This window comes from Bradyrhizobium sp. 2TAF24, assembly GCF_052115025.1.
Taxonomy (GTDB): domain Bacteria; phylum Pseudomonadota; class Alphaproteobacteria; order Rhizobiales; family Xanthobacteraceae; genus Bradyrhizobium_A.
In genome coordinates this window covers 309,079-333,379 of the sequence record NZ_JBFRFW010000013.1, presented here as the reverse complement: position 1 = coordinate 333,379, position 24,301 = coordinate 309,079, and the positions used below count along the sequence as shown (strand labels likewise).

General features: G+C 65.2%; 25 protein-coding genes and 1 tRNA gene. 10 read left to right on the top strand and 16 right to left on the bottom strand.

The window, feature by feature from the left end:
• Positions 1-157: 157 nt before the first annotated feature.
• The 3 genes from AB4Z37_RS21620 to AB4Z37_RS21610 form a co-directional block, all read right to left on the bottom strand.
• Positions 158-1,363, bottom strand: coding sequence for an ABC transporter substrate-binding protein (locus AB4Z37_RS21620; protein WP_441518798.1), 1,206 nt, complete (start codon positions 1,361-1,363; stop codon positions 158-160).
• Between the two features lie 57 nt (positions 1,364-1,420).
• On the bottom strand, positions 1,421-2,470 hold the full coding sequence (locus tag AB4Z37_RS21615; RefSeq protein WP_441518797.1) for an aromatic ring-hydroxylating dioxygenase subunit alpha: 1,050 nt from the start codon (positions 2,468-2,470) through the stop codon (positions 1,421-1,423).
• Positions 2,471-2,666: 196 nt separating this feature from the next.
• Positions 2,667-3,467 carry a crotonase/enoyl-CoA hydratase family protein gene (locus tag AB4Z37_RS21610; RefSeq protein WP_441518796.1) on the bottom strand — a complete coding sequence of 267 codons (801 nt, stop codon included), beginning with the start codon at positions 3,465-3,467 and terminating at the stop codon, positions 2,667-2,669.
• Positions 3,468-3,594: 127 nt separating this feature from the next.
• On the opposite strand from AB4Z37_RS21610, the gene AB4Z37_RS21605 reads away from it, so the two are divergent.
• Positions 3,595-4,110 (top strand): MarR family winged helix-turn-helix transcriptional regulator, encoded by a 516-nt coding sequence (locus AB4Z37_RS21605; protein ID WP_441518795.1) that lies wholly within the window; start codon positions 3,595-3,597, stop codon positions 4,108-4,110.
• Positions 4,111-4,172: 62 nt separating this feature from the next.
• On the opposite strand, the gene AB4Z37_RS21600 is transcribed toward AB4Z37_RS21605, so the two are convergent.
• The 7 genes from AB4Z37_RS21600 to AB4Z37_RS21570 all read right to left on the bottom strand — a co-directional run bounded on the left by AB4Z37_RS21600 (position 4,173) and on the right by AB4Z37_RS21570 (position 12,812).
• Positions 4,173-5,378: an ABC transporter substrate-binding protein gene (locus tag AB4Z37_RS21600; RefSeq protein WP_441518794.1), complete on the bottom strand. Its 1,206-nt coding sequence runs from the start codon at positions 5,376-5,378 to the stop codon at positions 4,173-4,175.
• A gap of 70 nt (positions 5,379-5,448) precedes the next feature.
• Entirely contained in the window at positions 5,449-6,150 is a 702-nt protein-coding gene (locus AB4Z37_RS21595; protein ID WP_441518793.1) for a transglutaminase domain-containing protein, read from the bottom strand.
• 32 nt (positions 6,151-6,182) lie between these two features.
• The gene (locus AB4Z37_RS21590; RefSeq protein ID WP_441518792.1) at positions 6,183-7,394 is read right to left on the bottom strand and encodes a thiolase family protein; all 1,212 of its coding nucleotides are present in this window, start codon (positions 7,392-7,394) and stop codon (positions 6,183-6,185) included.
• Positions 7,387-9,225, bottom strand: a complete 1,839-nt coding sequence (locus tag AB4Z37_RS21585; RefSeq protein ID WP_441518791.1) for an AMP-binding protein — start codon at positions 9,223-9,225, stop codon at positions 7,387-7,389. Before AB4Z37_RS21585 ends, AB4Z37_RS21590 begins: the two co-directional genes overlap by 8 nt.
• 238 nt (positions 9,226-9,463) lie before the next feature.
• Positions 9,464-11,173 carry an acyl-CoA dehydrogenase gene (locus tag AB4Z37_RS21580; protein WP_441518790.1) on the bottom strand — a complete coding sequence of 570 codons (1,710 nt, stop codon included), beginning with the start codon at positions 11,171-11,173 and terminating at the stop codon, positions 9,464-9,466.
• Between the two features lie 93 nt (positions 11,174-11,266).
• Complete coding sequence (locus AB4Z37_RS21575) at positions 11,267-11,662, bottom strand: hypothetical protein (protein ID WP_441518789.1); 396 nt, start codon at positions 11,660-11,662, stop codon at positions 11,267-11,269.
• Between the two features lie 181 nt (positions 11,663-11,843).
• On the bottom strand, positions 11,844-12,812 hold the full coding sequence (locus tag AB4Z37_RS21570) for a carbohydrate kinase family protein (protein ID WP_441518788.1): 969 nt from the start codon (positions 12,810-12,812) through the stop codon (positions 11,844-11,846).
• A 193-nt stretch (positions 12,813-13,005) separates the two neighbouring features.
• Between AB4Z37_RS21570 and zwf the strand changes: the two genes are divergently transcribed.
• The 3 genes from zwf to AB4Z37_RS21555 all read left to right on the top strand — a co-directional run bounded on the left by zwf (position 13,006) and on the right by AB4Z37_RS21555 (position 16,136).
• Positions 13,006-14,484, top strand: a complete 1,479-nt coding sequence (gene zwf / locus AB4Z37_RS21565) for a glucose-6-phosphate dehydrogenase (protein ID WP_441518787.1) — start codon at positions 13,006-13,008, stop codon at positions 14,482-14,484.
• A gap of 147 nt (positions 14,485-14,631) precedes the next feature.
• Positions 14,632-15,081, top strand: coding sequence for a hypothetical protein (locus tag AB4Z37_RS21560; RefSeq protein ID WP_441518786.1), 450 nt, complete (start codon positions 14,632-14,634; stop codon positions 15,079-15,081).
• 131 nt (positions 15,082-15,212) lie between these two features.
• Positions 15,213-16,136 carry a sterol desaturase family protein gene (locus AB4Z37_RS21555; protein ID WP_441518785.1) on the top strand — a complete coding sequence of 308 codons (924 nt, stop codon included), beginning with the start codon at positions 15,213-15,215 and terminating at the stop codon, positions 16,134-16,136.
• Here the strand turns inward: AB4Z37_RS21555 and AB4Z37_RS21550 are convergent.
• Positions 16,100-17,215: an AbrB family transcriptional regulator gene (locus AB4Z37_RS21550; RefSeq protein WP_441518784.1), complete on the bottom strand. Its 1,116-nt coding sequence runs from the start codon at positions 17,213-17,215 to the stop codon at positions 16,100-16,102. The two genes, AB4Z37_RS21555 and AB4Z37_RS21550, sit on opposite strands and share 37 nt — an antisense overlap.
• Entirely contained in the window at positions 17,212-17,781 is a 570-nt protein-coding gene (locus tag AB4Z37_RS21545) for a hydrolase (protein WP_441518783.1), read from the bottom strand. Before AB4Z37_RS21545 ends, AB4Z37_RS21550 begins: the two co-directional genes overlap by 4 nt.
• Before the next feature lie 113 nt (positions 17,782-17,894).
• On the opposite strand from AB4Z37_RS21545, the gene AB4Z37_RS21540 reads away from it, so the two are divergent.
• The 4 genes from AB4Z37_RS21540 (at position 17,895) to AB4Z37_RS21525 (ending at position 20,862) form a co-directional block, all read left to right on the top strand.
• Positions 17,895-18,527: a TetR/AcrR family transcriptional regulator gene (locus AB4Z37_RS21540; protein ID WP_441518782.1), complete on the top strand. Its 633-nt coding sequence runs from the start codon at positions 17,895-17,897 to the stop codon at positions 18,525-18,527.
• Between the two features lie 249 nt (positions 18,528-18,776).
• Positions 18,777-20,066: a J domain-containing protein gene (locus AB4Z37_RS21535; protein WP_441518781.1), complete on the top strand. Its 1,290-nt coding sequence runs from the start codon at positions 18,777-18,779 to the stop codon at positions 20,064-20,066.
• A gap of 92 nt (positions 20,067-20,158) precedes the next feature.
• Positions 20,159-20,332: a hypothetical protein gene (locus AB4Z37_RS21530; protein ID WP_441518780.1), complete on the top strand. Its 174-nt coding sequence runs from the start codon at positions 20,159-20,161 to the stop codon at positions 20,330-20,332.
• Positions 20,333-20,496: 164 nt separating this feature from the next.
• Positions 20,497-20,862, top strand: coding sequence for a hypothetical protein (locus AB4Z37_RS21525; protein WP_441518779.1), 366 nt, complete (start codon positions 20,497-20,499; stop codon positions 20,860-20,862).
• Positions 20,863-21,051: 189 nt separating this feature from the next.
• Here AB4Z37_RS21525 and AB4Z37_RS21520 read toward each other — a convergent pair whose 3' ends face one another.
• The 3 genes from AB4Z37_RS21520 to AB4Z37_RS21510 all read right to left on the bottom strand — a co-directional run bounded on the left by AB4Z37_RS21520 (position 21,052) and on the right by AB4Z37_RS21510 (position 23,408).
• Entirely contained in the window at positions 21,052-21,939 is an 888-nt protein-coding gene (locus AB4Z37_RS21520) for a DUF4238 domain-containing protein (protein WP_441518778.1), read from the bottom strand.
• A gap of 505 nt (positions 21,940-22,444) precedes the next feature.
• The gene (locus tag AB4Z37_RS21515) at positions 22,445-22,834 is read right to left on the bottom strand and encodes a hypothetical protein (protein WP_441518777.1); all 390 of its coding nucleotides are present in this window, start codon (positions 22,832-22,834) and stop codon (positions 22,445-22,447) included.
• Between the two features lie 4 nt (positions 22,835-22,838).
• A complete protein-coding gene (locus tag AB4Z37_RS21510) occupies positions 22,839-23,408 on the bottom strand; it encodes a hypothetical protein (protein WP_441518776.1) in 570 nt (189 codons plus the stop codon).
• Here AB4Z37_RS21510 and AB4Z37_RS21505 point away from each other — a divergent pair.
• Complete coding sequence (locus AB4Z37_RS21505) at positions 23,388-23,822, top strand: hypothetical protein (RefSeq protein WP_441518775.1); 435 nt, start codon at positions 23,388-23,390, stop codon at positions 23,820-23,822. The genes AB4Z37_RS21510 and AB4Z37_RS21505 overlap by 21 nt on opposite strands.
• A 54-nt stretch (positions 23,823-23,876) precedes the next feature.
• Positions 23,877-24,008 carry a hypothetical protein gene (locus AB4Z37_RS21500; protein WP_441518774.1) on the top strand — a complete coding sequence of 44 codons (132 nt, stop codon included), beginning with the start codon at positions 23,877-23,879 and terminating at the stop codon, positions 24,006-24,008.
• Positions 24,009-24,028: 20 nt separating this feature from the next.
• Here AB4Z37_RS21500 and AB4Z37_RS21495 read toward each other — a convergent pair.
• Positions 24,029-24,102, bottom strand: a tRNA-Gly gene (locus AB4Z37_RS21495).
• Positions 24,103-24,301: the final 199 nt, after the last annotated feature.

Below are 24,301 nucleotides of genomic sequence, written 5' to 3'. Positions count from 1 at the left end.
GTTGTTATCCAGTGGATGCATACACCGCACCCGCGATAGCGACCAGCGAGATCCGGCTGGGTTTCGCAAAACTAGCTAACAAAAACCGCTATATTTGCAAGCCTTCTCCCGCTGGCTGCGCCGCCCGGACCGTGCCGGGCGGCGGCGGACAGCGCGGTCAGTGGCTGCTCAGCACCGCACCGAAGCGGCCCCAGGTCTTGCCGTCGAACTTCACCAGTTGCAGCTGCTCGATCGGATAGTGATCCGCCGCGCCGGTGTTGAGCTTGATGCCGGGCAGCAGCAGCGGCAGTTCCAGGTCCTTGAGGTTGCTGGCCTGGCGCATCAGATTCTCCCGCGTCAGGTCGTTGCCGCACTGCTTGAGGACCTGCACGAAGGTCGCGGCGATCGACACGGCGATCTCGTTCTGCGGATCGTTGACATCGCCCTCCGGATAATACCGTTTCATGAAGTCGCGGTACCAGGCCATGCCGGCATCGGCCGCGAACTGCGGATCGACGGGGTCCTTGAGGTAGGCCGTAGAGATGATGCCGACGGAGTTGTCGAGCCCCGCCGGCGTCAGCACGGTGGCGATCGAATTGGCGTTCTGCACCAGGAAATGCGTCGGATGCCAGTCGAGCTCGGCCGCCTTCTTGATCGCCTGCGCCGCCGCCTTCGCGGTGGACGCGCTGAACAGCACGTTGGCGCCCGACGCCTTCAGCGTGATGACCTGGGAATCGACGGTCGGCTCGGAGACTTCGTAGCTCAGCTCCTTGACGATCAGCTTGTCCGCCGCCTCGCCGAGCCCGGCCTTGAAGCCGGCGACGAAGTCGCGGCCATAATCGTCGTTCTGGGCGAGGATGGCGACCTTCGCATCGCGCATGTTGTCGCGGATGTAGCTGCCGTAGATCTGCCCCTCCGAGCGGTAGGTCGGATACCACCCGATGGTCCAGGGGTAGCTCTTATAGTCCCCCCACTTCGAGGCGCCGCTCGCCAGGAAGATGTGAGGCACGGATCTGGCGTTGAGGTACTTCACGACCGCCGAGTTGGTCGGCGTTCCCATGGTGCCGACGATGCCGAGCACCTCGTCGCTCTCCACCAGACGACGATGCTGCTCGACCGTCTTCGGCGGCGAATAGGCATCGTCGAGCGACAGCAGCTTGATCTTGCGGCCGTTGACGCCGCCCTGGTCGTTGACCATCCGGTAGAAGGCGGCCTGCGCCCGCCCCTGGGTGCTGTAGGCCGACAGCGGGCCACTGTAAGGATTGGTCTGGCCGATCAGGATTTCCGCATCACTGACGCCGGGCTGATCCCCCGCCGCGGCCTCGCCCGCGACGAGCCATCCCAACATCACGAAGACACCCGCGACCTTCATGAACGTGATCATGACGATAGGCCTCCACTCTGAGCTGCTGACACTTAGGATCGAACGAAACGCCGGTCCTCAGACCAGCGTCACCACGTCTTCACGCGGGATGCCGCGCTCTTCCGCGATCTTGCGTTCGAGCGCCCGCCGCGCCTGGACCCGCGCACCATCCGAGGCGATGTTGATCAGCGGCCGGTCGCCGAGCCGGCGCAGCATGGCGTACTGCGCCACCAGCACGTCCTCGTCCTCCTTGAAGGCGTGCTCGATCTCCTCGAACAGCTCTTGCGTCGCCTGCGGATCGTCCTGGCGATAGCTGTTGGCGGTCGACCACATGAACCAGCTGGTATGCTCGGTTTCCGGGGTGATGCCATAGAAGATCCGCAGGCCGAAACCGCCGTCGCGCGCATCGTTCTCATAGGCGCCCTCGCCGATATCGCGCGCGCCGGTGAACTGCATGATGCAGGACGGCGCGACATACTCGAACTCGCCCCAGCGATCGACCCGGCCCTTGAACGGCACGGCGCGGTGGTAAATGCTCGGCGGCACGCAGTTCAGCATCCAGCGGATGAACTTCACGCCGTCCGGCGTCGAGTTGATGGTCATCTCGGCGCGCTCGTAGGCGTCGACATTGCTGGCGAGCGTCGATTTGTGGACGTAGGCGCCGTGGGTCTGGTCGAGCAGGTTGTCCGACAGCAGCAGATAGTTGCACTCGATCCGCTCGGTCTTGCTCTTGTAGGGCCACATCTTGTGCCAGGGATAGCGCGGAATTTTCGCGGGGTCCGCGAGGCTCGGCTCGCCCATCCAGATCCAGACGAGATCGTCGCACTCGGTCACCGGAAAGCTGCGGACCCTGGCGCTGCGCGGAATGATCGCCTGCCCCGGGATCTCGACGCAGCCGCCGGCGGGATCGAACACCATGCCATGATATTCGCAGCGGATGTTGTTGCCGAACACCGCGCCGCACGACAGCGGCATGCCGCGATGGCAGCAGCGGTCCTCGAGCGCTGCGACCGCACCGTCCGCGGTGCGATAGAGCACCACCGGCTCGTTGAGCAGCGTGCGCCCGAGCGGCGCCGAACCGATATCCTTGCTCCAGGCCGCGACGTACCAGGCGTTGTAGAGAAACATGGTTTCCTCCTCGTGGATATTCTTGTCGTTGGGAGAAATCGTACCACAAATTAGCTTCTAAACAATGCTAATTTTAGGAGACGTTTCCGGCGCCGATCACCATGCGGTTGAAACGACAAAGCCCCCGCGGCCGGTGGCGCGGGGGCTTTGGGGTCTGCAGCAACGCAGGCAGCGGCCGGTCGTCGCCGCGCAACGGTCAGGATTCGGCGTGAAGATCCTGCGCCTGCCGCGGCTTGATCGTCACCGCGCGCTTTTCGAGGAAATCGCCGAGCCGCCGGCGCGCGTCCTCGCCGGTCTGCACCACCGCGGCCATCAGCGATTCGACGAAGAAGCCGTCGTTGGCGCCCATGTCCGAGATGCGGGGGATGGCATTGAGGATGGCGTAGTTCGACAGCGGCGCATTGGCGGCGATCTGCTTGGCCAGCGACAGCCCCAGCGCCTCGCCCTCGCCGGGCCCGACCAGATAGTGCGAGATGCCGAGCTGCTGGCCGATCTGCGCGTCATGAATGCGCCCGGTCAGCATCATCTCGATCATGCGGCCCTGGCCGATCAGCCGCGCCACCCGCACCGATGCGCCGCCGCCGACATAGATGCCACGCACGGCCTCGGGCAGCGCATAGTAGGCGGTCTGCTCGGCGACGCGCACGTGGCAGGCCGAGGCGATCTCCAGTCCGCCGCCGATCACCGCGCCCTTGAGCACCGCCACCACCGGCAGCCCGCTGAACTGCACCGCGTTCAGCACGCGATGCCACATCTGCGAATGATACATCACCTCCGCCGCATCGCGCTCGCGATGCTCGCCGAGGTCGAGCCCGGCGGAGAAGTTGTCGCCGGCGGCTCGCAGCACGACCGCCCGCACGCCTTCCGGCGGCGCGGCGAAGAAGCTGCCGAGCGCCTCGATGGTCTCATCGCGGATGGCGTTACGTTTGTGCGGCCGGTCCAGCGTCAGGCAGGCGACGGCGTCGTCGACCGTGATGGCGATATCGCGTGATGTCATGTGTCTCCAATCCCCATCAACAGGTTGCTCTCGGTCAATTCATTACTCAAATAAATGATTATGTAAAGTAATCATATGACGTGATAAGCCATCGGCTCGACAGACCGGGATCAGCAAGAGGTATCAGGTGCCCCCACGGAAATCGCCGGCCAGCCGGCTGCAGCCTGCCGCGGGCGAGGATGCGGCGCCCGCACCGCGCCCGGCGGGACGCGATCTCGTCAATCCGATGGACCGCTTCGTCGGCTACAAGATCCGGCGCATCAAGCAGGCGGTGATCGGCGAGCTCAACGACATCCTGCGGCCCCACGAGCTGCGGATCATGGACTTCGCGACGCTGTGCATCGTCGAGGCCAACCCCGGCCTCTACCAGAACGAGATCACCCGCCTGCTCGGCGCCGAACCGCCGGCCGTGGTGCTGTCGCTCGACCGGCTGGAAAAGGGCGGCTATCTGATCCGCCGGCTGAGCGAGAACGACCGCAGGCTGCGCACGCTGCACCTCACTCCGTCCGGCCGGCAATTGCAGAAGAAAGTCAATGTCAAGGTCGAGCAGCAGGAGCGCCAGATCAAGCTCGCGGTGCATGGCGACCTCGCCGCCTTCGTCGCCGCGCTCGACGACCTGATGCGGTACTACGACCTCGACTGAAGCACGGTTGTCGCGCGGCCGCGCCGGCGGGCGCGTCGGCCCGCCGGAACGACCTGTGCCGGTCATTGCACCAGCGGACAGTGTCCCTCGCTCATCGGACGGAACGACTCGGCGGCCGGCACCGTGGCGATGACATCGAAATAGTCCCACTGTCCCTTCACATCCTCCGGCCGCTTGGTGCGCAGGATGTAGTTCTGGTGGATCTTGCGCCCGTCGGGGCGGATCACGCCCTGCCCGAACAGCGGATCGTCGGTCGGGATCTGCTTCATCTGCGCGACCACCCGGGCGCCGTCATTGGCTTCGCCGCCGAGCTTCTCCACGGCCTTGAGATAGTGCAGCACTGCCGAGTAGACGCCCATCTGCTGGTCGTTCGGCATCACCTTGCGGGGATGGCGCGCCTGGAAGCGCTTCGACCAGGCGCGCGTCGCATCGTTGAGGTCCCAGTAGGTGGCGTTGAGCGCCACCACGCCCTGGGAGCTCGCGAGCCCGATCGACTCGACATTGTTGATGGCGAAGATCAGGCCGACCAGGCGATGCGTCTTGGCGAGACCGAACTCGTTGGCCTGCTTCACGAGGTTCGACAGGTCGCCGCCGGGCGTCGCGAACCCGATGACGTCGGCACCCGAGGCCTGGGCCTGCAGGACGAACGACGCATAGTCGGACGTGCCGAGCGGATGCCGCACGGCACCGATCACCTCGCCGCCATTGGCCTTGACCACATCCGACGCCTGCTTTTCGAGGTCGTGGCCGAAGGCATAGTCGCTGGTGATGAAGAACCACTTCTTGCCGCCCTGCTGCACCACGGCCTTGGCGACGCCATGCGCCAGCGCCCAGGTGTCGTAGGTCCAGTGGACGGTATTGGGCGTGCATTTCTCGCCGGTCAGCAGCGATGTCCCGGCGCCCGAACCGATCAGCACCTTGTTCTTTTCGCGCGCGATCTCGTTGACCGCGAGCGCGACCGACGAGTTCGGCACGTCGAGAATGAGCTGGACATTGTCGTTGTCGAACCAGCGCCGCGCGATCGCAGCTCCGACGTCCGGCTTCATCTGATGATCCGCCGACAGCACCTCGACCGGCCGGCCGGCGACCTTGCCGCCGAAATCGTCGACCGCCATCTGTGCGGCGATCACCGAGCCGATGCCCTGATAGTCGGAATACACGCTCGACAGATCGTTGAGCACCGCGATGCGCAGCGGCGACTGGTCGGCAGCATGCGCCGCCCCCGCCGCCAGCATCAGCCCGATCACCCAGACCAACTTCCTCAACATCACGACCTCCCCTCCATGCGGGACCGCAGCTTGTCTCGCGGCCCTCCCTTCAAGCAGTCAACTCAAGCCCTCAACGTCTCGCCTCCGCCTCGGCGGTGAAGCGGTCGCCGCGGGCGCCGCCACTGCCGTAGTTGAACCCCGCGGGGTAATAGCCCTCCATGTCGTCCTTGACGCGATTGAACGGCAGATCCGACCAGAAGCCATGGTCGCGCAGGTATTCCATCCGGATATTGTTGTCGGCGTCGTACTTCTGCAGCACGGCGTCGGAGCGACCGTCGAATTCGGTCGGCGGCACGCCGAAACGCTGGCACAGCTCGATGTTGAAGGCCGGCGCGGCCTTCAACCATTGGCCGTCGAGATGGAGCACGGCATAGCCGTGATGGATGAAGACCTCGCGATGGCCCATCGCCTCCTTCAGCTTGTCCGACGTGAAATGGTTGATGACATCGCTGAGGCCGATGGCCGCGGGAATGCCGACCGCGCGGGCCGCCGCCGCCAGCAGCACCGCCTTGGTGATGCAGAAGCCATGGCCCTTGTGCAGCACCGAGCTCGCGGTGAACGATTCCGGGCTGAGCCAGATCGAGAACGGATCGTAGCGGAAGCCGTCGCGCACCGCGTAGAACAGCTTCACGGCCTGCTGCACCGGATCGGTTTCGGCGCCGACCACCACCGTCGCGAAGTTGCGCACCTCGGTGCTGTCGCTGTCGAGGAAGGCTGTCGGCGCGACATAGGCCTCATCCGGCTCCGGCCAACCATAAGGGGTGAAAATCATCGTCAAACCTCGCTGCTCCGTGATTGCCTGCATCAATGCGGCCGGTCGTCGACCTCGACGACCATCGCCACGCCGGCATCGCCGGCCGCGCAGCCGTGGTAGAGGCCGTAGCCGCCGCCCTTGAGAACCAGCTCCTCGATCAGCTCGATCAGCAGACGTGTTCCGGTCGGTCCTTGCGGATGGCCGAACACCAGCGACGAGCCGAAATTGTTCATGCGCTCGACCGCGAAGCCGGTCTCCCGCGCGAACACGATGTCATTGACGACGAACGGATTGTGCGACTTGATCGCCGTGATCTTGCCGAGATCGAGACCCGCCTGCTCGAGCGCGCGCCGCGCCGCCGGAACGGGCGCCGCCGGCATCAGCGCCGGCTCGGCGCGGGCCTGCCCGAAACCACGGATCCGTACCCGGATGGCGGGGTCGCGCGACAGCTCAAGGGCACGCGCCGTGGTGGTGACGACGACGGCGGCATTGCCGTCGGCGGGATGGGTCTGGCTCGCATAGGTGACGGTGCCGCCCGCGGCCGCGGGCACGAGGCGGTCGATCGCGGCGCGCGACGTCTGCGTCACCCCGACATCGCCCTCGACGGTGGTGGCGCTGCGGGCGAACTTGGGATCGGGCACCGCGAACGGCAGCGTCATGTAGCGGCGCTGGAAGGCACGGTCGTCGGCCAGCGCCTGCTGGTACTGGTCGTAGCGCATCAGCACCACGTCGTGCTGCTCCTCGCGGCTGATCTGCCAGCGGCGCGCGACGTTTTCCGCGGTCTGCACCACTGCGTGGCCGAGATCGGGTGCGGCGAGGAAGTTGTCGACGGTCCAGGATTCGGTCTGCGGCAGGCCGCCCCAGCCACCGTCGCCGGGATAGGTGACGAAGGCGCCGTTCGACATCCGGTCGCAGGTCACGACCAGCGAACAGGTGGCAAGCCCGGCCGCCACCTCGAATGCGCCGGCCATCACGCTGCGCGGGCCGGTCTGGCAGGCCTGCACCACGGTCGGGCCGGCCACCGCGCTCTCACCCACCATGCTCATCAGCCACTGCGCGCCCCAGAAGCCGCGCCATTGCGGGATGGTGACGCCGAGCACCGCATGATCGAACACGGCCGGCGCGATGTCGCGCCGCGCGAGCTCGGCGCGCGCGACATGCGCCGCGAAGCGGATGCTGTGCAGGCCGGCGAACGGCCCCTGCCACTTGGCAAACGGTGTCGACCAGTAGGCGCCGTAGGGAATCTCCACCTGGTCAAACACGCCCGCTTCCTCCCTCGATGATGATGACGCCGTCATCAGACGGGTCGGCGTAAAGACGCTGCACAAGCTGCGACCGCCGCTCGAGCACGGCCCGCTGGTTGAGATAGCCCTTGTCGGTGATCTCGCCGGCATCGATCGAGGGCTGCTCGGCAAGCACCAGCGCGCGCGCGATGCGGTTGGAGCTGCCGCCCGCCGTGCGGTTGTACGTGCTGAGCGCCGCGCGGATACGCGCCTGACGCGCCGGATCGACGAGGCAGCCGTCCCGCTGCTGCGCGCTCTCCGCGGGCGCAGCCTTCGGGAAGATCAGCACGCCGATATCGTCGCGGTCGTGGCCGGTGACGACCACGTCGGCGATGTCGTCGACACAGGCCGCGATGACCTTGACCCGCAGCGCGCCGACATTGACCCAGGTGCCGGACAGCAGCTTGAAATTCTCGGCCACGCGGCCATCGAACACGATACCGGCGTCGATGTTGTCCGGCTCGATCAGGCGGCCGGCGTCCCCCATGCGGTAGAAGCCATCGGCGTCGAACGCCTTGTGCGTCGCCTCCGGCTGCCGCCAGTAGCCGGGCGTCACCGCCGGGCCCTTCACGCGCAGCTCGTGCTTGCTGCCATCCGGCGTGAACTTGAGGGCAATGCCGGGGATCGGCAGACCGATATTGGCCGGCTCGGATGACGCAAAGTACACGGCGGTCGCCACCGGCGCGGTCTCCGTCGCCCCCCACAGGCCGACCACCGGCAGATCGCGCCCCGTGATCCGCCGCGCGGCGTCCTTCAGCTTCGCCGACACCGGCGGCGGCAGCGCAGCGCCGGCATAGCCGATCAGGTCGAGATCCTCGAACAGCGCAACGGCCAGTTCCTGGTCCTGCAGCAGCCGATCGGCCAGCAGGTCGAGCGCACGCGGCACGCTCAGGAAGATCGTCGGCCGGGTCCGCTTGATCGACGCCACCATGGTCGCAAAGCCGCCCGGCGTCGGCCGCCCGCGATCGATGGTGAGCGACCCGCCGAACACGATCGGCATGTTGAACTGCTGGTTGCCGCCATAGGTATGGTTCCAGGGCAGCCAGTCGACGAGACGCGGCGGCCGGTCGAACACGCCGGACCACACCTGCGCCAGCGCCACCTGGTTCGACATCATCATGCGCTGGGTGTTGATCACCCCCTTGGGCATGCCGGTCGACCCTGAGGTGAACAGGATCTTGGCGACGGCATCCGGCCCCGGCAGGGCAACCGGCTCGTCCGTCCCGCTGCCGATACCGAGCAGATCGTCCCAGGCCAGCGCCCCGGGCGATGGCCGCTCGAGCACGACCAGGCGCGCCGCCCCCCACGGCGCCGCCGCGAGCGCCGCGGCATGCGCGGCGCCATCGTCGAGCACCACCACCGCCGGCGTCAGGCTGTCGATGACATGGCGCAGCTTGCCGAAATCGCTGGACAGCTTGGAATAGGATGGCGACACCGGCGACACCGGCACCCCTGCCGCATAGCAGGCGAGAATGACGACCGCGGCACGCAGCGAGTTTTCCGCGAGCAGCATCACCGGCCGCTCGGCACAGGCGCCGAGCGCGCGGAGCGTCAGGCCGACCCGGCACGCAAGACCGTAGGCCTCGCCGACCGTCAGCTCCGCGACGATCCCCTCCAGCGCAGACTCGCGAAACAGCACCCGATCCGGATCTGACGCCGCCTGCTGCCGGAGAACCTCGATCACCCCGTCCGGATAAGGCGCCTCAGGCAGCGAACACCTGACGATGAACCCACCGTCGTCGGTCGGCTCGACATCACACCCCACATTGGCGAACACGGATCGGGGTCGCGGCAGGTTGAGCACAGCCATCTCCGAACTCTGGTGAGTTTCGTTGTTCAGGCACCGACCCCGCCGCTGCGCGACGGGCCGGCTCCCTGTTTCCTCGTAATAATAGCTAATCTTATTAGTCGTTATCGTCAATAACGATTTGCCGGGTGCGGCGACGCGACTGCGTCTTGATGCGAAGCGGGCACCGGTCCGCGTGAAGAAAACGCGTCACAGCAAAATATTGCAGCGCGTTCGCGGTTCCCTCCGAAGCAAACGCGCGCTAGGCGCGCCGCCACGGCGCCTGGTCGAACGCCTGCCGCCGGTAGATCTCGTGCAGCGGGAACAAGTTGGTGAAGAAGTAGTCGCAGACGTCGGGAAGCCTCGGATCGGGCTCGACCTCGCCGATCCCGGCGGCATCCAGACGCAGCCACATCCACCCCAGCGCGATGATCGCCACCATGTTCAGGAACGGCGTCGCGCCGGCGAGCGCAAGATCGCGGTCGCGCTCCAGCCGCGACCGCATCGCGACCGCAAGATCCTCCAGCGCATTGAGCGCGATCGCGAATTCGGGAGCGCGGCGACGCCCCGCGAGGGCGCCGACGTCGGCACGGACGCGACGGATGAACGCCTGCCAGCGCAGACCGTCATGGTCGACGAGCTTGCGGGTCAGCAGATCGATTGCCTGAATGCCGTTCGCCCCCTCGAAGATCGCGGCGACGCGGACATCGCGCACATACTGCTCGACACCGTTGTCAGTGACATAACCGTGACCGCCGAACACCTGCACCGCGAGGTTGGCGATGTCGAAGCCCGCCTCGCTGCCGGCGACCTTGCAGACCGGCAGCAGGAACTCGGCGAGCGCCCGCGCGTTTGCGGCTTCGTCCGGCCCGGCCAGTTCGGCGAGATCGAACTGCCGCGCCGCCTCGAACACGAGGGCGCGGGTGGCGTCGAGCCGCGCCCGCATGGTGACGAGGTTGCGACGGACGTCGGCATGGTCGATCAGCGCGACCGGTCCGTGCCCGGCGGCGTCGGATCCCTGGCGGCGCTCGTCGGCATAAGCCCGCGCCCGGCCATAGGCGGCCTGGCCGATGGCGACGCCGTGCAGCGAGACCTCGAGCCGCATCACATTGATCATGGTGAAGATCAGCCGCAGCCCGGCTCCGGCGGGACCGATCCGCTCACCCACCGCCCCGTCCAGCGTCAGCACGCAGGTCGGCGACGCCTTCAGTCCCATCTTGTGCTCGATGGCGGTGACGTGGGCGGCATTGCGGATGCGGTAATCGTCGTCGAGCCACTTGCGAACCAGAAACAGCCCCATGCCCCGTCCGCCGTCGCCGGCATCCGCCTCGCGCGCGAGCACGATATGGGCGATCTGGCGGGTCAGGTCGTGATCGCCATAACTGATGAACATCTTGCTGCCGTGCAGCTCGTACAGGCCGTCGCCGCGCGGCACCGCGCGTGTGCGTCCCCGTCCGGCGTCCGACCCGGCGTCGGCCTCGGTCATCGCAATGGTCGCACCGCACCGCCCCGCCACCAGGTCCGGCAGCAGCCTGCGGCTCGCCTCTCCCTGCCCATGCATGGCGAGCAGCTTCGTCGCGGCCCGCTGCTGCAGCGGCAGCATGGCAAAGGCCATGCATCCGCCGATGACCATCTCCGATACCGCGAGCTGCAGCAGTTGCGGCAAGCCCTGCCCGCCCAGCTCGCGCGGCGCACTGAGCGCCGACCAGCCCTGACGGACGAAGGCATCGTAGGCCGCCGCAAAGCCGGGCGGCATCGTGACATGGCCGGCGCTGAAGCTCGCGCCGACGCGATCCCCGACGGCATTGAGCGGCGCCAGAATCCCCGATGCGAACCGGCTCGCTCCCTCGAGCACAGCCCGGCATGTATCGAGATCGGCGCCGTCCGCCCTGCGATCGAGGATATCCTGCAGGCCGAGCACGCGCTCGAGCAGGAACAGCTGCTGCGGCAGCGGCGGTGTATAGGACGACATGATGAACCCTTCCCGCACCTTAAGGGACACTACGGACGGAGCGGTGCGGACAGCCCCGGCGGGATCGATCGTTGCGCGGCGGCGCGCCCGCGGTCAGGCCCGCTGGATCCAGTCCGTCAGCAGCCCTTCCGCGCTGAGGCGGATCGCCCGCCGGTCGAGCCGCGGATAGATCCAGCTCGACGAGGTCATCTGGCCGCTCTGGCGGTGCTTCTTGACGATCTCGACATGGGGCTTCCAGCGCACGAAGGCACGCATGTCGGCCTCCTCCCGCCAGATCGAGACCGAGCCGCTGCACTTGCGCGGCATATCGAGCCAGGTCCAGACCCCGATCGCACCAGACAGTTCGGTCCAGCGCTGCTGCAGCGCCTGGCCCGACCAGATGATGCCGGGCATATCGAGCACGCGGCGGGCGCGAAACAGTGTGACGCTGACGAACACGTTCTCGGTCGTCCCGGTCTCGGGCCCGGCCGTCCATTTCGACCACAGCATGCGCGTCTTCCCTTTTCCGCCGACGCCGCGATCATTAATTACGTTAATCGTTATCGTCAATAACGATATCGCCGAGACCTGCGAAAGATTCCCGCCATGGCGGCGAGCCCGCGACAACCGAAGATGGAAACAAGCTGCAACAATCGGGCGGGCGACATTCGGCGCACGACCGCCGTCGGCATCACGGCCCCGCCGACCTGACGAGCAGCTGCTGCAGAGCGGCCGGCAACTGCGCGCGGCGCGGCGGATCGGCGCCGGGACGGCTGCAGGTGATGGCGGCACAGGCCGCGGCGAAGGTCAGCGCCCGGTGAATGTCGTCGGCGCTCGCGTGCGCCAGCGACGGCGGCGCGATCCGCCCCATCGCGGCGAGCGCCACCAGCAGCGCCGCCTGAAAGCTGTCACCGGCGCCGATGGTGTCGACCACGTCGACCTGCGGCGCCTGGACGGCGACCGTCCCCGCCCCGCGGTGCCAGGCTTGCGCGCCCGCGCCGCCGCGGGTGACGACGACAAGGCGCGCGCCGGCGGCGAGCCATTGCGTCGCCACCGCCGTCATGTCGGCGTCGTCATGCAGAAACGCGAAATCGACATCCGACATCCGCACGATGTCGGCGGCCGCGATGAAATCGGCGATGCGCGCGCGATACACCGCCCTGTCGGTGACGAGCGCGGGGCGGCAGTTCGGGTCGAATGCCACCCCCGCACCGGCCGCCCGGGCCTCGACAGCCAGCGCCATGGCGTGTGCCGCGGCGGCCTCGTCCACCAGGGTGGTCGAGCCGACATGAACGGCCCTGATCCCGGCGAACGGCATCGCTCCCGTCACATGGCGCCAGCTCCGCGCCGCCGAACCCTCGTCATAGAACGCATAGCGCGGCTCACCATCCTCCATGCGCACGAACGCCAGCGTCGTCTGCCGGCCGCTGCGCGCCGCAAAGCGCAGGTCGACACCGGACGCCGTCGCATGGCTGGCGATCATCTGTCCGAACATGTCGGTGGAGAGACCGCCGACGAAGCCGGCCGCCGCGCCGAGCCGCGCCATGCCGACCGCGATGTTGAGGCAGGAGCCGCCGACCACCGGCGCCATGGCGTCGCGGCCATCGGCGGCGCGCACCGGCAGGAAATCGATCAGGGCATCGCCGCAGCTCAGCAGCATGACCGGACCGGGCGCAGCAGGACGGACGACATCGGGAACCTACCTGTCGAGGCCGCGTTGGCAGAACAGCGACGGAAATGACGCCGCAAGATGCGCGATCGCACCGGCGTTCGCAACAGCGCCCGACGTATCGCCTGCCACACCGCGGACATGAAGGCGGTGCAGATTTTTGCTTCAGCAGCGAGAGGCAGGCGTGACCAGCAGGATCGTCCCCGTCAAAGCGTTCGACCTCGTGATCTTCGGCGGCACCGGCGACCTCGCCTACCGCAAGATCTTCCCGGCGCTGTTTCACCGCTTTCGCGACCGCCAGTTCGGCGACGACAGCCGCATTGTCGGCGCGTCGCGGCGGCCCATGGACCGCGACGCCTATCGCGCGGCGATCCGCGACGCTCTGCTCGGCCAGACCGGAGCGAGCAGCGCGGACACCGATGCGATCGAGCGCTTTCTGGCGACGGTGGACTATATCGCGGTCGACGGGCGCGGCGACGCCGGCTGGACGGAGCTGCGCGACTGGTTCGGTGCCGGCACGCAGAAGGTGCGCGGCTTTTATCTCGCCACCGCGCCGGACCTGTTCGGCGTGCTCGCGGCCCGCCTTGCCGCCCATGGCATCGTCACGCCGCAGGCGCGCATCATTGTCGAGAAGCCGATCGGCACCGACGGCGCCTCCGCCGAGGAAATCAACGACGCGCTCGGCGCGGTGTTCTCCGAACGGCAGATCTTCCGCATCGACCACTATCTCGGCAAGGAGACGGTGCAGAACCTCCTCGCGTTGCGCTTCGCCAACATCCTGCTCGAGCCGCTGTGGAACGCGCACTATGTCGACCATGTCCAGATCACGGTGGCGGAGGCGCTCGGCGTCGGCGGCCGCGGCGCCTATTACGACCGCTCCGGCGCGCTGCGCGACATGGTGCAGAACCACCTGCTGCAGCTGCTGTGCCTCGTCGCCATGGAGCCCCCGGCCTCGCTCGACGCCGACGCGGTGCGTGACGAGAAGCTCAAGGTGCTGCGGGCGCTGGTGCCGATCGACGCCAGCAATGCCGCGGCGCTCACCGTGCGCGGCCAGTACCGCGCCGGCGCCAGCCATGGCGGCGCGGTGCCGGGCTATGCCGACGACAGCGGCGTGCCCGATAGCCGCACCGAGACCTTCGTGGCCTTGAAGGCCGCCGTCTCCAACTGGCGCTGGAGCGGCGTGCCGTTCTACCTGCGCACCGGCAAGCGCCTGCAGGAGCAGCGCTCGGAGATCGTGGTGGTGTTTCGCCCGGTGCCGCATCTGCTGTTTCAGGGCGTCGACGGCCATGTGGTCGACAACCGCCTGACCATCCGCCTGCAGCCGGATGAAGGCATCAAGCTGTGGCTGACCATCAAGGAGCCCGGGCCCGGCGGCATGCGGCTGAAGCAGGTGCCGCTCGACATGAGCTTCGCGCAGGCCTTCAACGCCCGCGCGCCGGAGGCCTATGAGCGGCTCTTGATGGACGTGATCCGCGGTAACGCCACGCTGTTCATGCGGCGCGACGAGGTGCGCGCCGCCTGGGCCTGGATCGACCCGATCCGCGAGGCGTGGGCGCAGGCGCCCGAACCGCCCCGCCCCTATGTCGCCGGCAGCTGGGGACCGGCGGGCTCGGTCGCGCTGATCGAGCGTGACGGCCGCACCTGGAACGAGGAGTTCGCGTAACATCGCCGCCGAGTCGGGCTCACACGCGACGCGAAGGGGCCGTCACGAAGGGGGCATCATGCTGATCTCGTCTTCATCGCCCGCCGCAATCAGCCGGCGCAGGGCGATTTTCGCCGCGCTCTCCGCCCTCGGCGGCCTGGCAGCCACTTGGCCAGCGGCGAAAGCCCGCCCCACCGCCCCCCCCTCATCCCCAATGTGGTGATCAAGCGCGACCTGTATCTCGCGATCAACGATTTTACCTGGACCGATGTCGCGCTCTCGGGAATCGCGGCACAGGTCACGCAGGGACTCCGCACCAGGCTCGCTGTCCCTCCCATCAGCCTCGTCGACCTGTCCGACGAAAAAGTCGGGTTCGACGACATGCCGCGCTTCGCCACCCTGCGCGCGCGCCATGCCGACATGCTGATGATCGGACGAGTGAGCGATCATCCCAAGGGCATGAAAATCGAGTTTCGCGTCTGGGCGCTCTACAACGAGAGAGAGCTCACAGGGCTGCAGTATCTCGGCCCGCGTGACGCCATCGACGAGTTCGCCAACGAAATCACCATCGCGACATACGACCGGCTGCAAAGCAGCGGCGCGCTCGATGCCGATTAGCCCCTCATCGATCCATCACAGAATTCCGCGGCTGGCGCAGCACAGGCCGGATCATGGCGGCCCACGCGGCGCTCATGCTAAGGTGCCCGACAAGCCCCATCGTGGTGGCTGGCGGGGTTGACGTAGCGACGATGGCTTTCCTGATGTCACTGTGGGCGACGATGATCGCTCAACTGACCACGTCCCTGGCCTGGCAGGCCTTCGCCGCGCTCCTTGCCCTGTTTCTGGTCATGGTCGTCGTCGAGTGGATCACCCGCGGCCGCATCGGGCGCTATCTCGATTCATCGTTCCTCACCGACGTGATCTATACGGTCCTCGTCATCGGCGGCGTCTATGCCTGGGTCCAGCAGCCGGTCGTCAACCTGGTGGACAGCGCCCTGCGCCAGCACGCACCACTCCTCTACCTCGATCTGCTGCGCGGCGCGCCGGAGCCGTTGCAGCTCGTCCTGTTCCTCATCGCCGTCGACTTCTGCCGCTACTGGAAGCACCGCTGGCTGCACGCCGTGCCCTGGCTGCAGGCTGTGCACAGCATTCATCATGGTGCCGAGAACCTGAATGTTCTCACCACCTATCGCATGCATCTCGCCGAGTATGTCTTCGACGGCCTGATCACGCTCGTGCCGGTGGTTCTGCTTGGGATTCCGCCCGCAATGTGGTTGCCAGTCTACCTCAGCCTGATCGTGCTGAGCGCATTGCACCACTCCGACACGAACATCAGTTTCGGCTGGCTCAACCGGATCCTGGTGTGCCCGCGTTTCCACGCCACGCACCATTCTGCGGAACGCGCCGAATACGACAGCAACTACGCCGCCATGTTCAGCATCTGGGACGTGCTGTTCGGCACCGCGAATTTCAAGACGACCCGTCCGGAGCGCTATGGGCTGCCGCGGCTACAGATGCCGAAGTCGTTCCTCGGTCAGTTGATCTTTCCCGCACGGCTGATCGCACGCCGATGGAGGCGCCGCAAAACGCCGCAGATGGCGTCCGCAGCCTGCCCCCAGGCCCCGGGCGCACCGGGTCAGCTGCAGTCCCCCGCGTCCGCAGCGTCCGCCTGATCTGGACGCACAGGCGACGTCTCCAGCGTCCCCGCCACCCAGCGCGCGACCGGCGGGCCGATCACCAGCAGCAGCAGCATGCGGATGGTCTGCAGCGCCATGACGAACGGCGTGTCGACTTTTGTCGACGCGGCGATGATCGCGGCGGCGTCGACGCCGCCAGGGCTGGTGGCGAGATAGGCGGTGAGCGGATCGACGTGCAGCACCACCACCAGCCCCCACGCCAGAAGGCCGCAGAACGCCATCAGCACGGCCGTCGCGCCGACGCTCGGCAGCAGCATGCGCGCAGCAGTGGCGAGCACATCGCGGGTGAAGCGCAGCCCGGTGGTCCAGCCGATCACGGCGTAGCTTGCGATCAGCACCGCCGGCGGCAGTTCGATGCGGATCAGGCCGGATACGCTCGCCACCGCGGCAAGCACCAGCGGGCCGAGCAAGGCGCCCGCCGGCATCCGCAGGAGCGGTCCGAGCACGCCACCGGCCAGCGCCACCGCCGCGGTCGCCGCGAATTGCGGCCAGTCAACCGGCGGAAACACGCCCGCGGCGAAACGCCCGCCGCCGCCATGGACGAACACCAGCGCGACCACCGACGCTGCCGCGGCCACCAGCACGACACGCAGGTACTGCATGAAGGCGACCAGGCGGAAGTCGGCGCCATGGGCTTCCGCCATCACCATCATCACCGACGCCGCGCCGGGCAACATGCCCCACACCGCGGTGCCGCCGGGCACGACGCGCAGCCGGCCCATGGTCCAGCCGATGGCCGCGCTCGCGGCAACGGAGAGCACGACCACGCCGACAAAGACCGGCCAGTGGCCGGCAAGCCCTGCGATAACTGTCGGCGTGATCGCGCGCGCGACGAGGCAGCCGATCACCGCCTGCGCCGCGACGACCAGCCCGCGCGGCAGCGCCACCGCCCCGCCCGCCATCTGCACGGAGATGGCGGCGGCCAGCGGCCCGAGCATGAACGCGGCGGGAAGCCCGATCCACGCCAGCACGGCGGCAAACAGCGCCGACGCCGCGAGCAGCACGGACCACCGCGCCGCGAGCGGCAGGCGCTGCAGCGGCGGCAGCGCCGTCATCGCTGCAGCGCGATGTCGTCGGCCTTCACGACGCGGCCGAGCTGCGGGAAGATGTTGTCAAAGGCGAAGGCATGCATCGCCGCCGAACGCGACGCGGTCGCATCCTCCGCCAGCACCACCGCATAGCCGTGCTCATGCGCGGCACGCGCGGTGGATTCGACGCCGATGTTGGTGGAGATGCCGCCGAGCACGACGGTGGTGACGCCGCGGCGGCGGAGCTGCAGGTCGAGCTCGGTGCCGTGGAACGCGCCCCACTGACGCTTGGTGATGCGGATGTCCGAGGGCTCGGCGAGGCCATCAGCCAGATCCGCCCACCCCGGCGGAAAGCCGCCGGCGGGCAGCTGCGGCGGCCGGTCGACCGGCACCTTCAAGGCGTCGCCGAAGTCGGGCGAGAACGCGACATTGACCAGCACCACCGGCGCCTTCGCCGCACGAAAGCGCTGCGCCAGCGCCTGTCCGTTGGCCAGCACGGCGGCGCCGGAATAGGGCTCGGCCGGCATCGCGAGGATGCCCTTCTGCAGGTCGATCAGGATCAGGGCGGTGGCGGCGGCGGGCAGAGTGAGCATGGACGCGTCCTTTTGCCATGGGCTGGCCGTCCGCCCGCCATTGCCGGCCGGGTGGAAGGCAGCTAGATAGTTGAGGGTATCCTCAAACATTCTATTTGAGCATGTCCTCAACTTTGTCAACCCCGCCCCGCAAGCCGCTGCCGCCGCAGCGCGCCGTCGGCCGCCAGCGCGTCGCCGAGATCCTCGAGGCCGCCGCGGCGGTGTTCCAGGAACGCGGCTTCGAGGCCGCGACCATGGCCGAGATCGCCGCGCGGGCGGACGCCAAGATCGGCTCGCTCTACCGCTTCTTTCCCAGCAAGGACGACGTCGCCGACGCGCTGATGCAGCACTATGCCGAGGTGCTGAAGGCCGAGTACGCGGCGATCCGCGCGCGCGCAGCCACCGCGACACCCGAAGCGCTTGCCGATGAACTGATCGACCTGCTGGTGCGGCTCTATCCGCGCACCCGCGCGATCGCCGCCCTGCTCGACTCCCGCACCGACTGGACCGAGATCCGGCTGCGTTTCCGCACCATGGCGCTCGCCGGCATCAAGACCGCCCTCGCCGCCTGCGCTCCCGCGCTCGACGACGCCGCCCTCGACGACATCGCCGCCGTGGTGCTCAACAACATGAAGACCATGGTCGGCATGACCATGAAGGACGCCCCCACCAGCCCCGGCGCGCCGGAGCAACTACGGCTGATGAACCGGCTCTACCTCGCGGCGCGGCTGACGCCAGGGCGGCGATCCAGCACGAAGAAGGGCTGAGCGCCGGGGCGCCTGGTCCGCCATGGCATGAAGCGGTCGCCGCCGTTCGGCTTGGCGAGCGCGATTTTTTGAAGCAACATACAGATATAATCTGACCAGCCGATACGACGAGCGCCCTTCTCAGACTGCCCCCGGCCATCAAAACCTCAGCAATCATGGCGCCGGCTGCCGGTGACACCCGCGTCGTCGACCATGGCAGACGCCGGGGGCTGGCTGCGGCGGCAACTTCAGTTCGCGGGACTGCAGGGAATGAACAAACGAGATCCGAAAGGATTCTACCGTATCCTGGGCGTCGCGCCGAACGCGACGGCCGCAGAGATCAAGATCGCCTTCAGGCGCCGCGCAAAAGTCCTGCATCCCGACCATAACGATGCCCGCGATGCGTCGGCGCAATTCCAGATGCTGAACGCTGCCTATGAAGCTCTGAAAGATCCCTCGTCCCGGGCCCGCTACGACACCATAGCGTTCAAGACCGCGGCAACGGCACATACGGAGCAACAGCATTCGGCTGAGCCGATCGTCTGCTCGTGCTGTGGCAAGGTCAGCGCCCAGCCACGCTATGTGATCTTCTTCACTCTGAAAAGCTTCGTCCTGATCACCCTGCGCAATACAATTCAGGGAATTTTCTGTAGCGCCTGCGCAGAGAAACAATCCTACAAGGCCTCGGCACTCTCTCTCCTGCTGGGCTGGTGGAGCTTTCCCTGGGGTCCGATTTTTACGGTCCACGCCATCATCGCCAACATGATGGGCGGAAAACATCCGCCCGAGGTTAATGCGCGCATCGCCATGCATCAGGCGTGGTATTTCGCGACACTCGGCAACGTCGACCTGGCCCGCGCGGTCGCCATGGACGCCCTCGATCTCGCTGGGAAAGCGCCGTCAACACCGGAAGGTGCCGCCTTGCGCGGCGATGCCGAGAAGTTTGTCCAGATCATCGGCGGCACCACCCAGCGGCTGAAAAATACCTGGCAATTGCTGTCGCGGCCCTTCTTCGTTCAAGCGGCAACGATTGCTGCCATCGTCATCGGAATTGCACTGCTCTATGTCATGCCGCCGCCCGGGCCGAAAACTTACGCGGTTGCAGCACCTGTCCAGGCAGCCGCTCCTGCGACCAGACAGTCTGGTTACGTCCGGCCAGCAACGACGCCGAATGGCCTCCCCTGGCCGGTCAAGGCCGATTATCTGCCCGGCACCCCGCTTTTCAACACAGACGGCGACGCAAGCATCACAGTCGACAACAGTCGGAACGACGCCGACGTCTTTGTTAAGCTTGTATCGTCCGACGGCGAGAATGCATCGGCGGTCAGACAGTTCTTCATCCCCGCAGGCCGGAGCTTCACTCTCGGCAGTATTCGCCAGGGGATTTATGAGATCCGCTACAAAGACCTGAACTCGGGCGTCCGGTTTCGCTCGGATACGTTCACCTTGACGGACAGCCGCACCTCATCGGCCATAGGCCACAGCAGGGCAACTCTGACATTATACAAGTCGAGCCACATCGCCTTGCCAGCCGAGACGGCTGCAGACGAAGATTTTTGAGCGTGCCATTGCCGGCTGCCGCGTCGGGGGCCGTATCGAGTGATCTGAGTGCGTCGCGTCCGAGCGCACCGCCAGACAGCGGCGCCCGTAATGTGAAAAAGGTCGGGCCGCTGCACCGTGGCCATGTATCAGGGAGCATCGTCGGCACCGGTATCGCGGTGAGCGCGCTGCTCGCGCTCCCGTTCCTGCCGGAACTGCCGCTGCGGACCCATCACGCGCCGGCCGACCGCGACACCGACGCCGCCATGAAGCGGCCGAACACTTGATACCGCTGCGCAACATCGTCATCACAATCACATGGCACTAGCGGGCCGGGGATAGCCTTCTGCCGATAAGTCCATTCGCCGCAAGATCGCAGCCGTTTCAAACGCACTCTCTTCAGAAAGGCACTATCATGATCAAACGTCTTCTCGGAACTGTGACGGCCGCCTTGATCCTGGCTGCCGCCAGCGACGGGGCCATCGCCCAGACGCCGATGCCGCAGACGCCGACCACCAGGATTCTGGCCGTCGGCACCTTCGCCCCCGGCACGGACATGTCGCAGGTTCAGCGCATATTGCCGACCGAGGTCCGCGAGACCGCGCAGCTCTATCTCGATGGCAAGATCGAGCAGTGGTATTCGCTGGAAGATCGGCCGGGGGTCGTCTTCATCCTGAACATGACCGATACCCAGGCAGCTCACGCCATGCTGGAGGAACTGCCTCTCGGCAAAGCCCATCTGATGACGTTCCAACTCATGCCGATCGGCCCGCTCAATCCGCTCCGCCAGTTGCTGGCACCGGCTGCTCCGCACTGACGCTGCAGGTGATGAAGTCAGCTCGATTGAGCGGTGAAGATCAGCGAGACTAAACGCCACGGCTAGGACATCGGGTTTCGATCGAGGCGGACATTGCTAACTTTGCGCCCAAGGTAGGCCGACGCCAACCTCAGCCGCGGCCGAAGCGCAAAAACAAGACCCACTACTAGAGTATACGCGTACGGATAGCTACCCGACTGGACTGGACCAGACTTTCCTGCCCAGACGTTTAGATACGAAATGCAATTGGGTGTCGTCATTGCCATAGACGCACTTGCGAGCTTGCAAGCAAACCCGATCATTGATCGCTCTGGCGAACTCGTCAGGGTTTCGCTGCACGAATGATTGAAAAGTCTTCAATGTCTTTGTCGCGATGAAAAGACGACGCGGGCCAATCGGCAGAACGAAATGCGCGTTATCGTCTACCAAGCCGTTAGTCATGATGACTGGCCTATCGGAAGTGAGCAGCGAAAACTTCGGCGTGTTCATTGTCATAGTTTGCCAGTTGAACGACGCCATGACGCGGAAGATGCGCTTGCTCCTCATTAACAACGGCAGAACCTTCACAGGGCCGATGTCGGGCGGAGCCTTGACGAAAGCCTCCTTGTATTCGTCGAAGCTCTCCGGGTCTTCCGGTCGGCGGATGCGGGAGTAATCATCCCGGATGTATTCGAGGATTTCGGCCGGGTCCAACGTCCGCAGCTTCTCCCTGATGACTTCCAAGTGATCCGGGTTGCGGACAATGAGCGAGAAGAGGAAGCGGCACCAGCCAAGCGCCTCCTCGGTTTCGAGTTTGCCCGGGAGCGAGCCCATTGTCTTGAAGCGCTGGAGTGCCTTCGATGCCCAATTATCTATCGGGGACATGAGCTTCGTTTCGATGACGTATTCCTCACCTTTCGGTGCGTCCGGGTCCTTATACAGGCCGGGCTGATAGGCAGTACCTGCGGGCGCCGTCAGCCGCGCGGCAACTTTGTCCTTGTATCTGCGGCAGAACTCAACGAGCAGACCCGTTTGCGGGTTTGCCCATTCTCGCAAATAGAACTCCGGGACGTAGTGGTGATTCGGCTCCTTCGGCATTCCAACGATATAGCTGAGTCGAGTCTTTCATCATCGCGCTAGCCCCCTGGTAGATGCGGCAGGATGGCTGTTCTTTTTCCGGCAGAAGATCAACCAGTACCCGTGCAGCTAGCAGCACGGTGGCTCTACCTGCCGAATGCCCGCCATGAACAAGCTCTGCATAGGATTCGCAAAGGAGATTGCACAGTGCTGTCGGCCGGGGACGCCAACGATTTCGTCGAGAAGCGTACGGACACGACGACAATTAGACCAAGCAAGATGCGTTGAACGGCGAAGGGAAAGTGAACTTTTGTCAGAAAGAGAATGCGCGGCTTGTCAGCCTCAAAGGCTCTTGATGCACTAAACCATTGAAATCATTGGAGCGGGTACCGGGAATCGAACCCGGGTATTCAGCTTGGAAGGCTTGGGCTTATCGAGCCGCTTCAAATAGATGGCTGTAAAACCGCTAGTTTCGGCACCAAATCAACTCAATGGCTTAGTATCGCGGTGTAAAACCTGAAGCCAGCTAAGTGTCATCGTAATTGTGACTGTAGGGGTCGTAATCCGAAGTGTAAGTCTCACGACTTGCGGGCTTAATGACCGCGCCACCCTTCGGCAATCTAACGTGGACTGCAAATCTAACGCGGCTAAAATTGCGAGCTGTTTCTGATGACGTCTGGCTCGTCTCAATATCGCCAACTCTCACACTCGGCTTTCCCTCCTTCGTTTCAGCAAAGACGAGCACATCGAAGTCCACCTTCGTGAAGAAGCCGCTCGTGCCTCCAGACAGTAAATTGCCCTCCGAACTGATGTAGCCATCCGCCGCGACGTTGTCCCCTCCTGGCCGCGCTTGAGCGGCTCGAATGCCGTCCACAATTTGAGAAAGGCTCTCGGCCACAAAGGTCTTCAAGTCCATCTGCTCAACTCATGTATGAGGTCAGCGCGGGAAGAAATGGCGCCACAACTCCGATGTGATCTGCAACAACGGCCATGAATTTTTGGTACGCGGCGACGTACCCCGAATGCCCGCGCTTTTCTTTCATTTCGTTGAGAGACAGGAGGATTTGATCAAGACGATCCTGATCGGACACGTTCGATCGTAGAGCAGCTTCTATATTCCCGAATATATCGCCCTGAACCGTGACATTATGAGATTGGTCAGTTGATGCGATATTCACTCGTGCGTTCGCACCACTTATATTGATGCTGTAATTGCCGCCCTGGCGGTGTGGAAATGCGCCCTTTCGCTTAACTTTGATTTGTAAGTGAGCTCCCATCACACCTGTGTCGTAGAAGACCGGATCGATAACTTCAAACGTCTCGTCGGTCCCATTTGGCAGCTCGCGCCGGATCTCATCTCCTGGCAACACAACCGTCTGGCTGCCCTTAATGGTGATCAGGTCGTTACCAGCAAACATTGCCTGAGGGGACGAGCGTATCGATCCGTCCGGTGCTACGATATCGCATTTGTGAGTTTTGAAACCAAGCAAGGCCACGTCTCCCCAATGGTCCGAAAACTCTATCAGGATGCAATGATTTTCACCATGATCTCTACGGCGATGACTGCTTCGTCCAGATGGCTAAGATCGAATGTCTCCTCTCCCGGCTTAAAAGCTGCCCACCCCATCGGCGAAAACGAAATCACGCTCTACACCAGCAAGGACAAGAAACAGCGCCTCGTGGCGATTATACCATTCTACGACGCCTTGCGGACGCTGCTGGATGCGATCCCGCGGCGATCCACCTCGGTCCTTACCAACACGCGTGCACGCCCCTGGACCACTGACGGCTTCGGTACGTCGTTTGATGATGCCAAGATCGCAGCCAAGATAAAGCCCGATCCGACGGTCAGGGCGACAACACGCCAGACCTCGACAAGCACTTCCATGACCTGCGCGGCATAGCGGCTACGAAATTCTAAATCGCCGGGGGTAGCGATCCGGTCGATCGCCGAGATCATGGCTTGGGACGAAGAAAACGTTGAAAAGATCATCCGCCGGTACGTCAACCGCACCGCTCGGATCAAGGCGCTCATTGAGCAAATGAACGAGGCAGGAACAAAAACTGTAAAATCGGCTGTAAAACTCTAGGGCCAAATCCGGCTAAGTATTGGAGCGGGTGAAGGGAATCGAACCCTCGTATTCAGCTTGGAAGGCTGCTGCTCTACCATTGAGCTACACCCGCATCGGCGGCAGATATGCAATGGATCGCACCGCTTGGCAACGGTGGACTGCGGCCGATCAGGATTGATTTCGCGGGCTTTTCACAACGATGTGCCGCTGCGACGGAAAGCCCGTGCGCGCTTGCCCCGACAACGGGAACAGGGCCTGCTACCATGGTGTTCACCATCGCAGCCGGCGGTCTGTCGAAGGGGCAGCGCCGC

Coding starts and splice junctions, on each gene's coding strand:
- AB4Z37_RS21535 (WP_441518781.1), top strand. CDS start 18,777: ATGAACAAACGAGATCCGAAAGGATTCTACCGTATCCTGGGCGTCGCG.
- AB4Z37_RS21615 (WP_441518797.1), bottom strand. CDS start 2,470: ATGTTTCTCTACAACGCCTGGTACGTCGCGGCCTGGAGCAAGGATATC.
- AB4Z37_RS21515 (WP_441518777.1), bottom strand. CDS start 22,834: ATGGACTTGAAGACCTTTGTGGCCGAGAGCCTTTCTCAAATTGTGGAC.
- AB4Z37_RS21585 (WP_441518791.1), bottom strand. CDS start 9,225: ATGGCTGTGCTCAACCTGCCGCGACCCCGATCCGTGTTCGCCAATGTG.
- AB4Z37_RS21595 (WP_441518793.1), bottom strand. CDS start 6,150: ATGATTTTCACCCCTTATGGTTGGCCGGAGCCGGATGAGGCCTATGTC.
- AB4Z37_RS21620 (WP_441518798.1), bottom strand. CDS start 1,363: ATGATCACGTTCATGAAGGTCGCGGGTGTCTTCGTGATGTTGGGATGG.
- AB4Z37_RS21570 (WP_441518788.1), bottom strand. CDS start 12,812: ATGCTGCTGAGCTGCGGCGATGCCCTGATCGATTTCCTGCCGGTGCGC.
- AB4Z37_RS21555 (WP_441518785.1), top strand. CDS start 15,213: ATGGCTTTCCTGATGTCACTGTGGGCGACGATGATCGCTCAACTGACC.
- AB4Z37_RS21600 (WP_441518794.1), bottom strand. CDS start 5,378: ATGTTGAGGAAGTTGGTCTGGGTGATCGGGCTGATGCTGGCGGCGGGG.
- AB4Z37_RS21580 (WP_441518790.1), bottom strand. CDS start 11,173: ATGTCGTCCTATACACCGCCGCTGCCGCAGCAGCTGTTCCTGCTCGAG.
- AB4Z37_RS21545 (WP_441518783.1), bottom strand. CDS start 17,781: ATGCTCACTCTGCCCGCCGCCGCCACCGCCCTGATCCTGATCGACCTG.
- AB4Z37_RS21610 (WP_441518796.1), bottom strand. CDS start 3,467: ATGACATCACGCGATATCGCCATCACGGTCGACGACGCCGTCGCCTGC.
- AB4Z37_RS21500 (WP_441518774.1), top strand. CDS start 23,877: ATGGCTTGGGACGAAGAAAACGTTGAAAAGATCATCCGCCGGTACGTC.
- AB4Z37_RS21575 (WP_441518789.1), bottom strand. CDS start 11,662: ATGCTGTGGTCGAAATGGACGGCCGGGCCCGAGACCGGGACGACCGAG.
- AB4Z37_RS21520 (WP_441518778.1), bottom strand. CDS start 21,939: ATGCCGAAGGAGCCGAATCACCACTACGTCCCGGAGTTCTATTTGCGA.
- AB4Z37_RS21550 (WP_441518784.1), bottom strand. CDS start 17,215: ATGACGGCGCTGCCGCCGCTGCAGCGCCTGCCGCTCGCGGCGCGGTGG.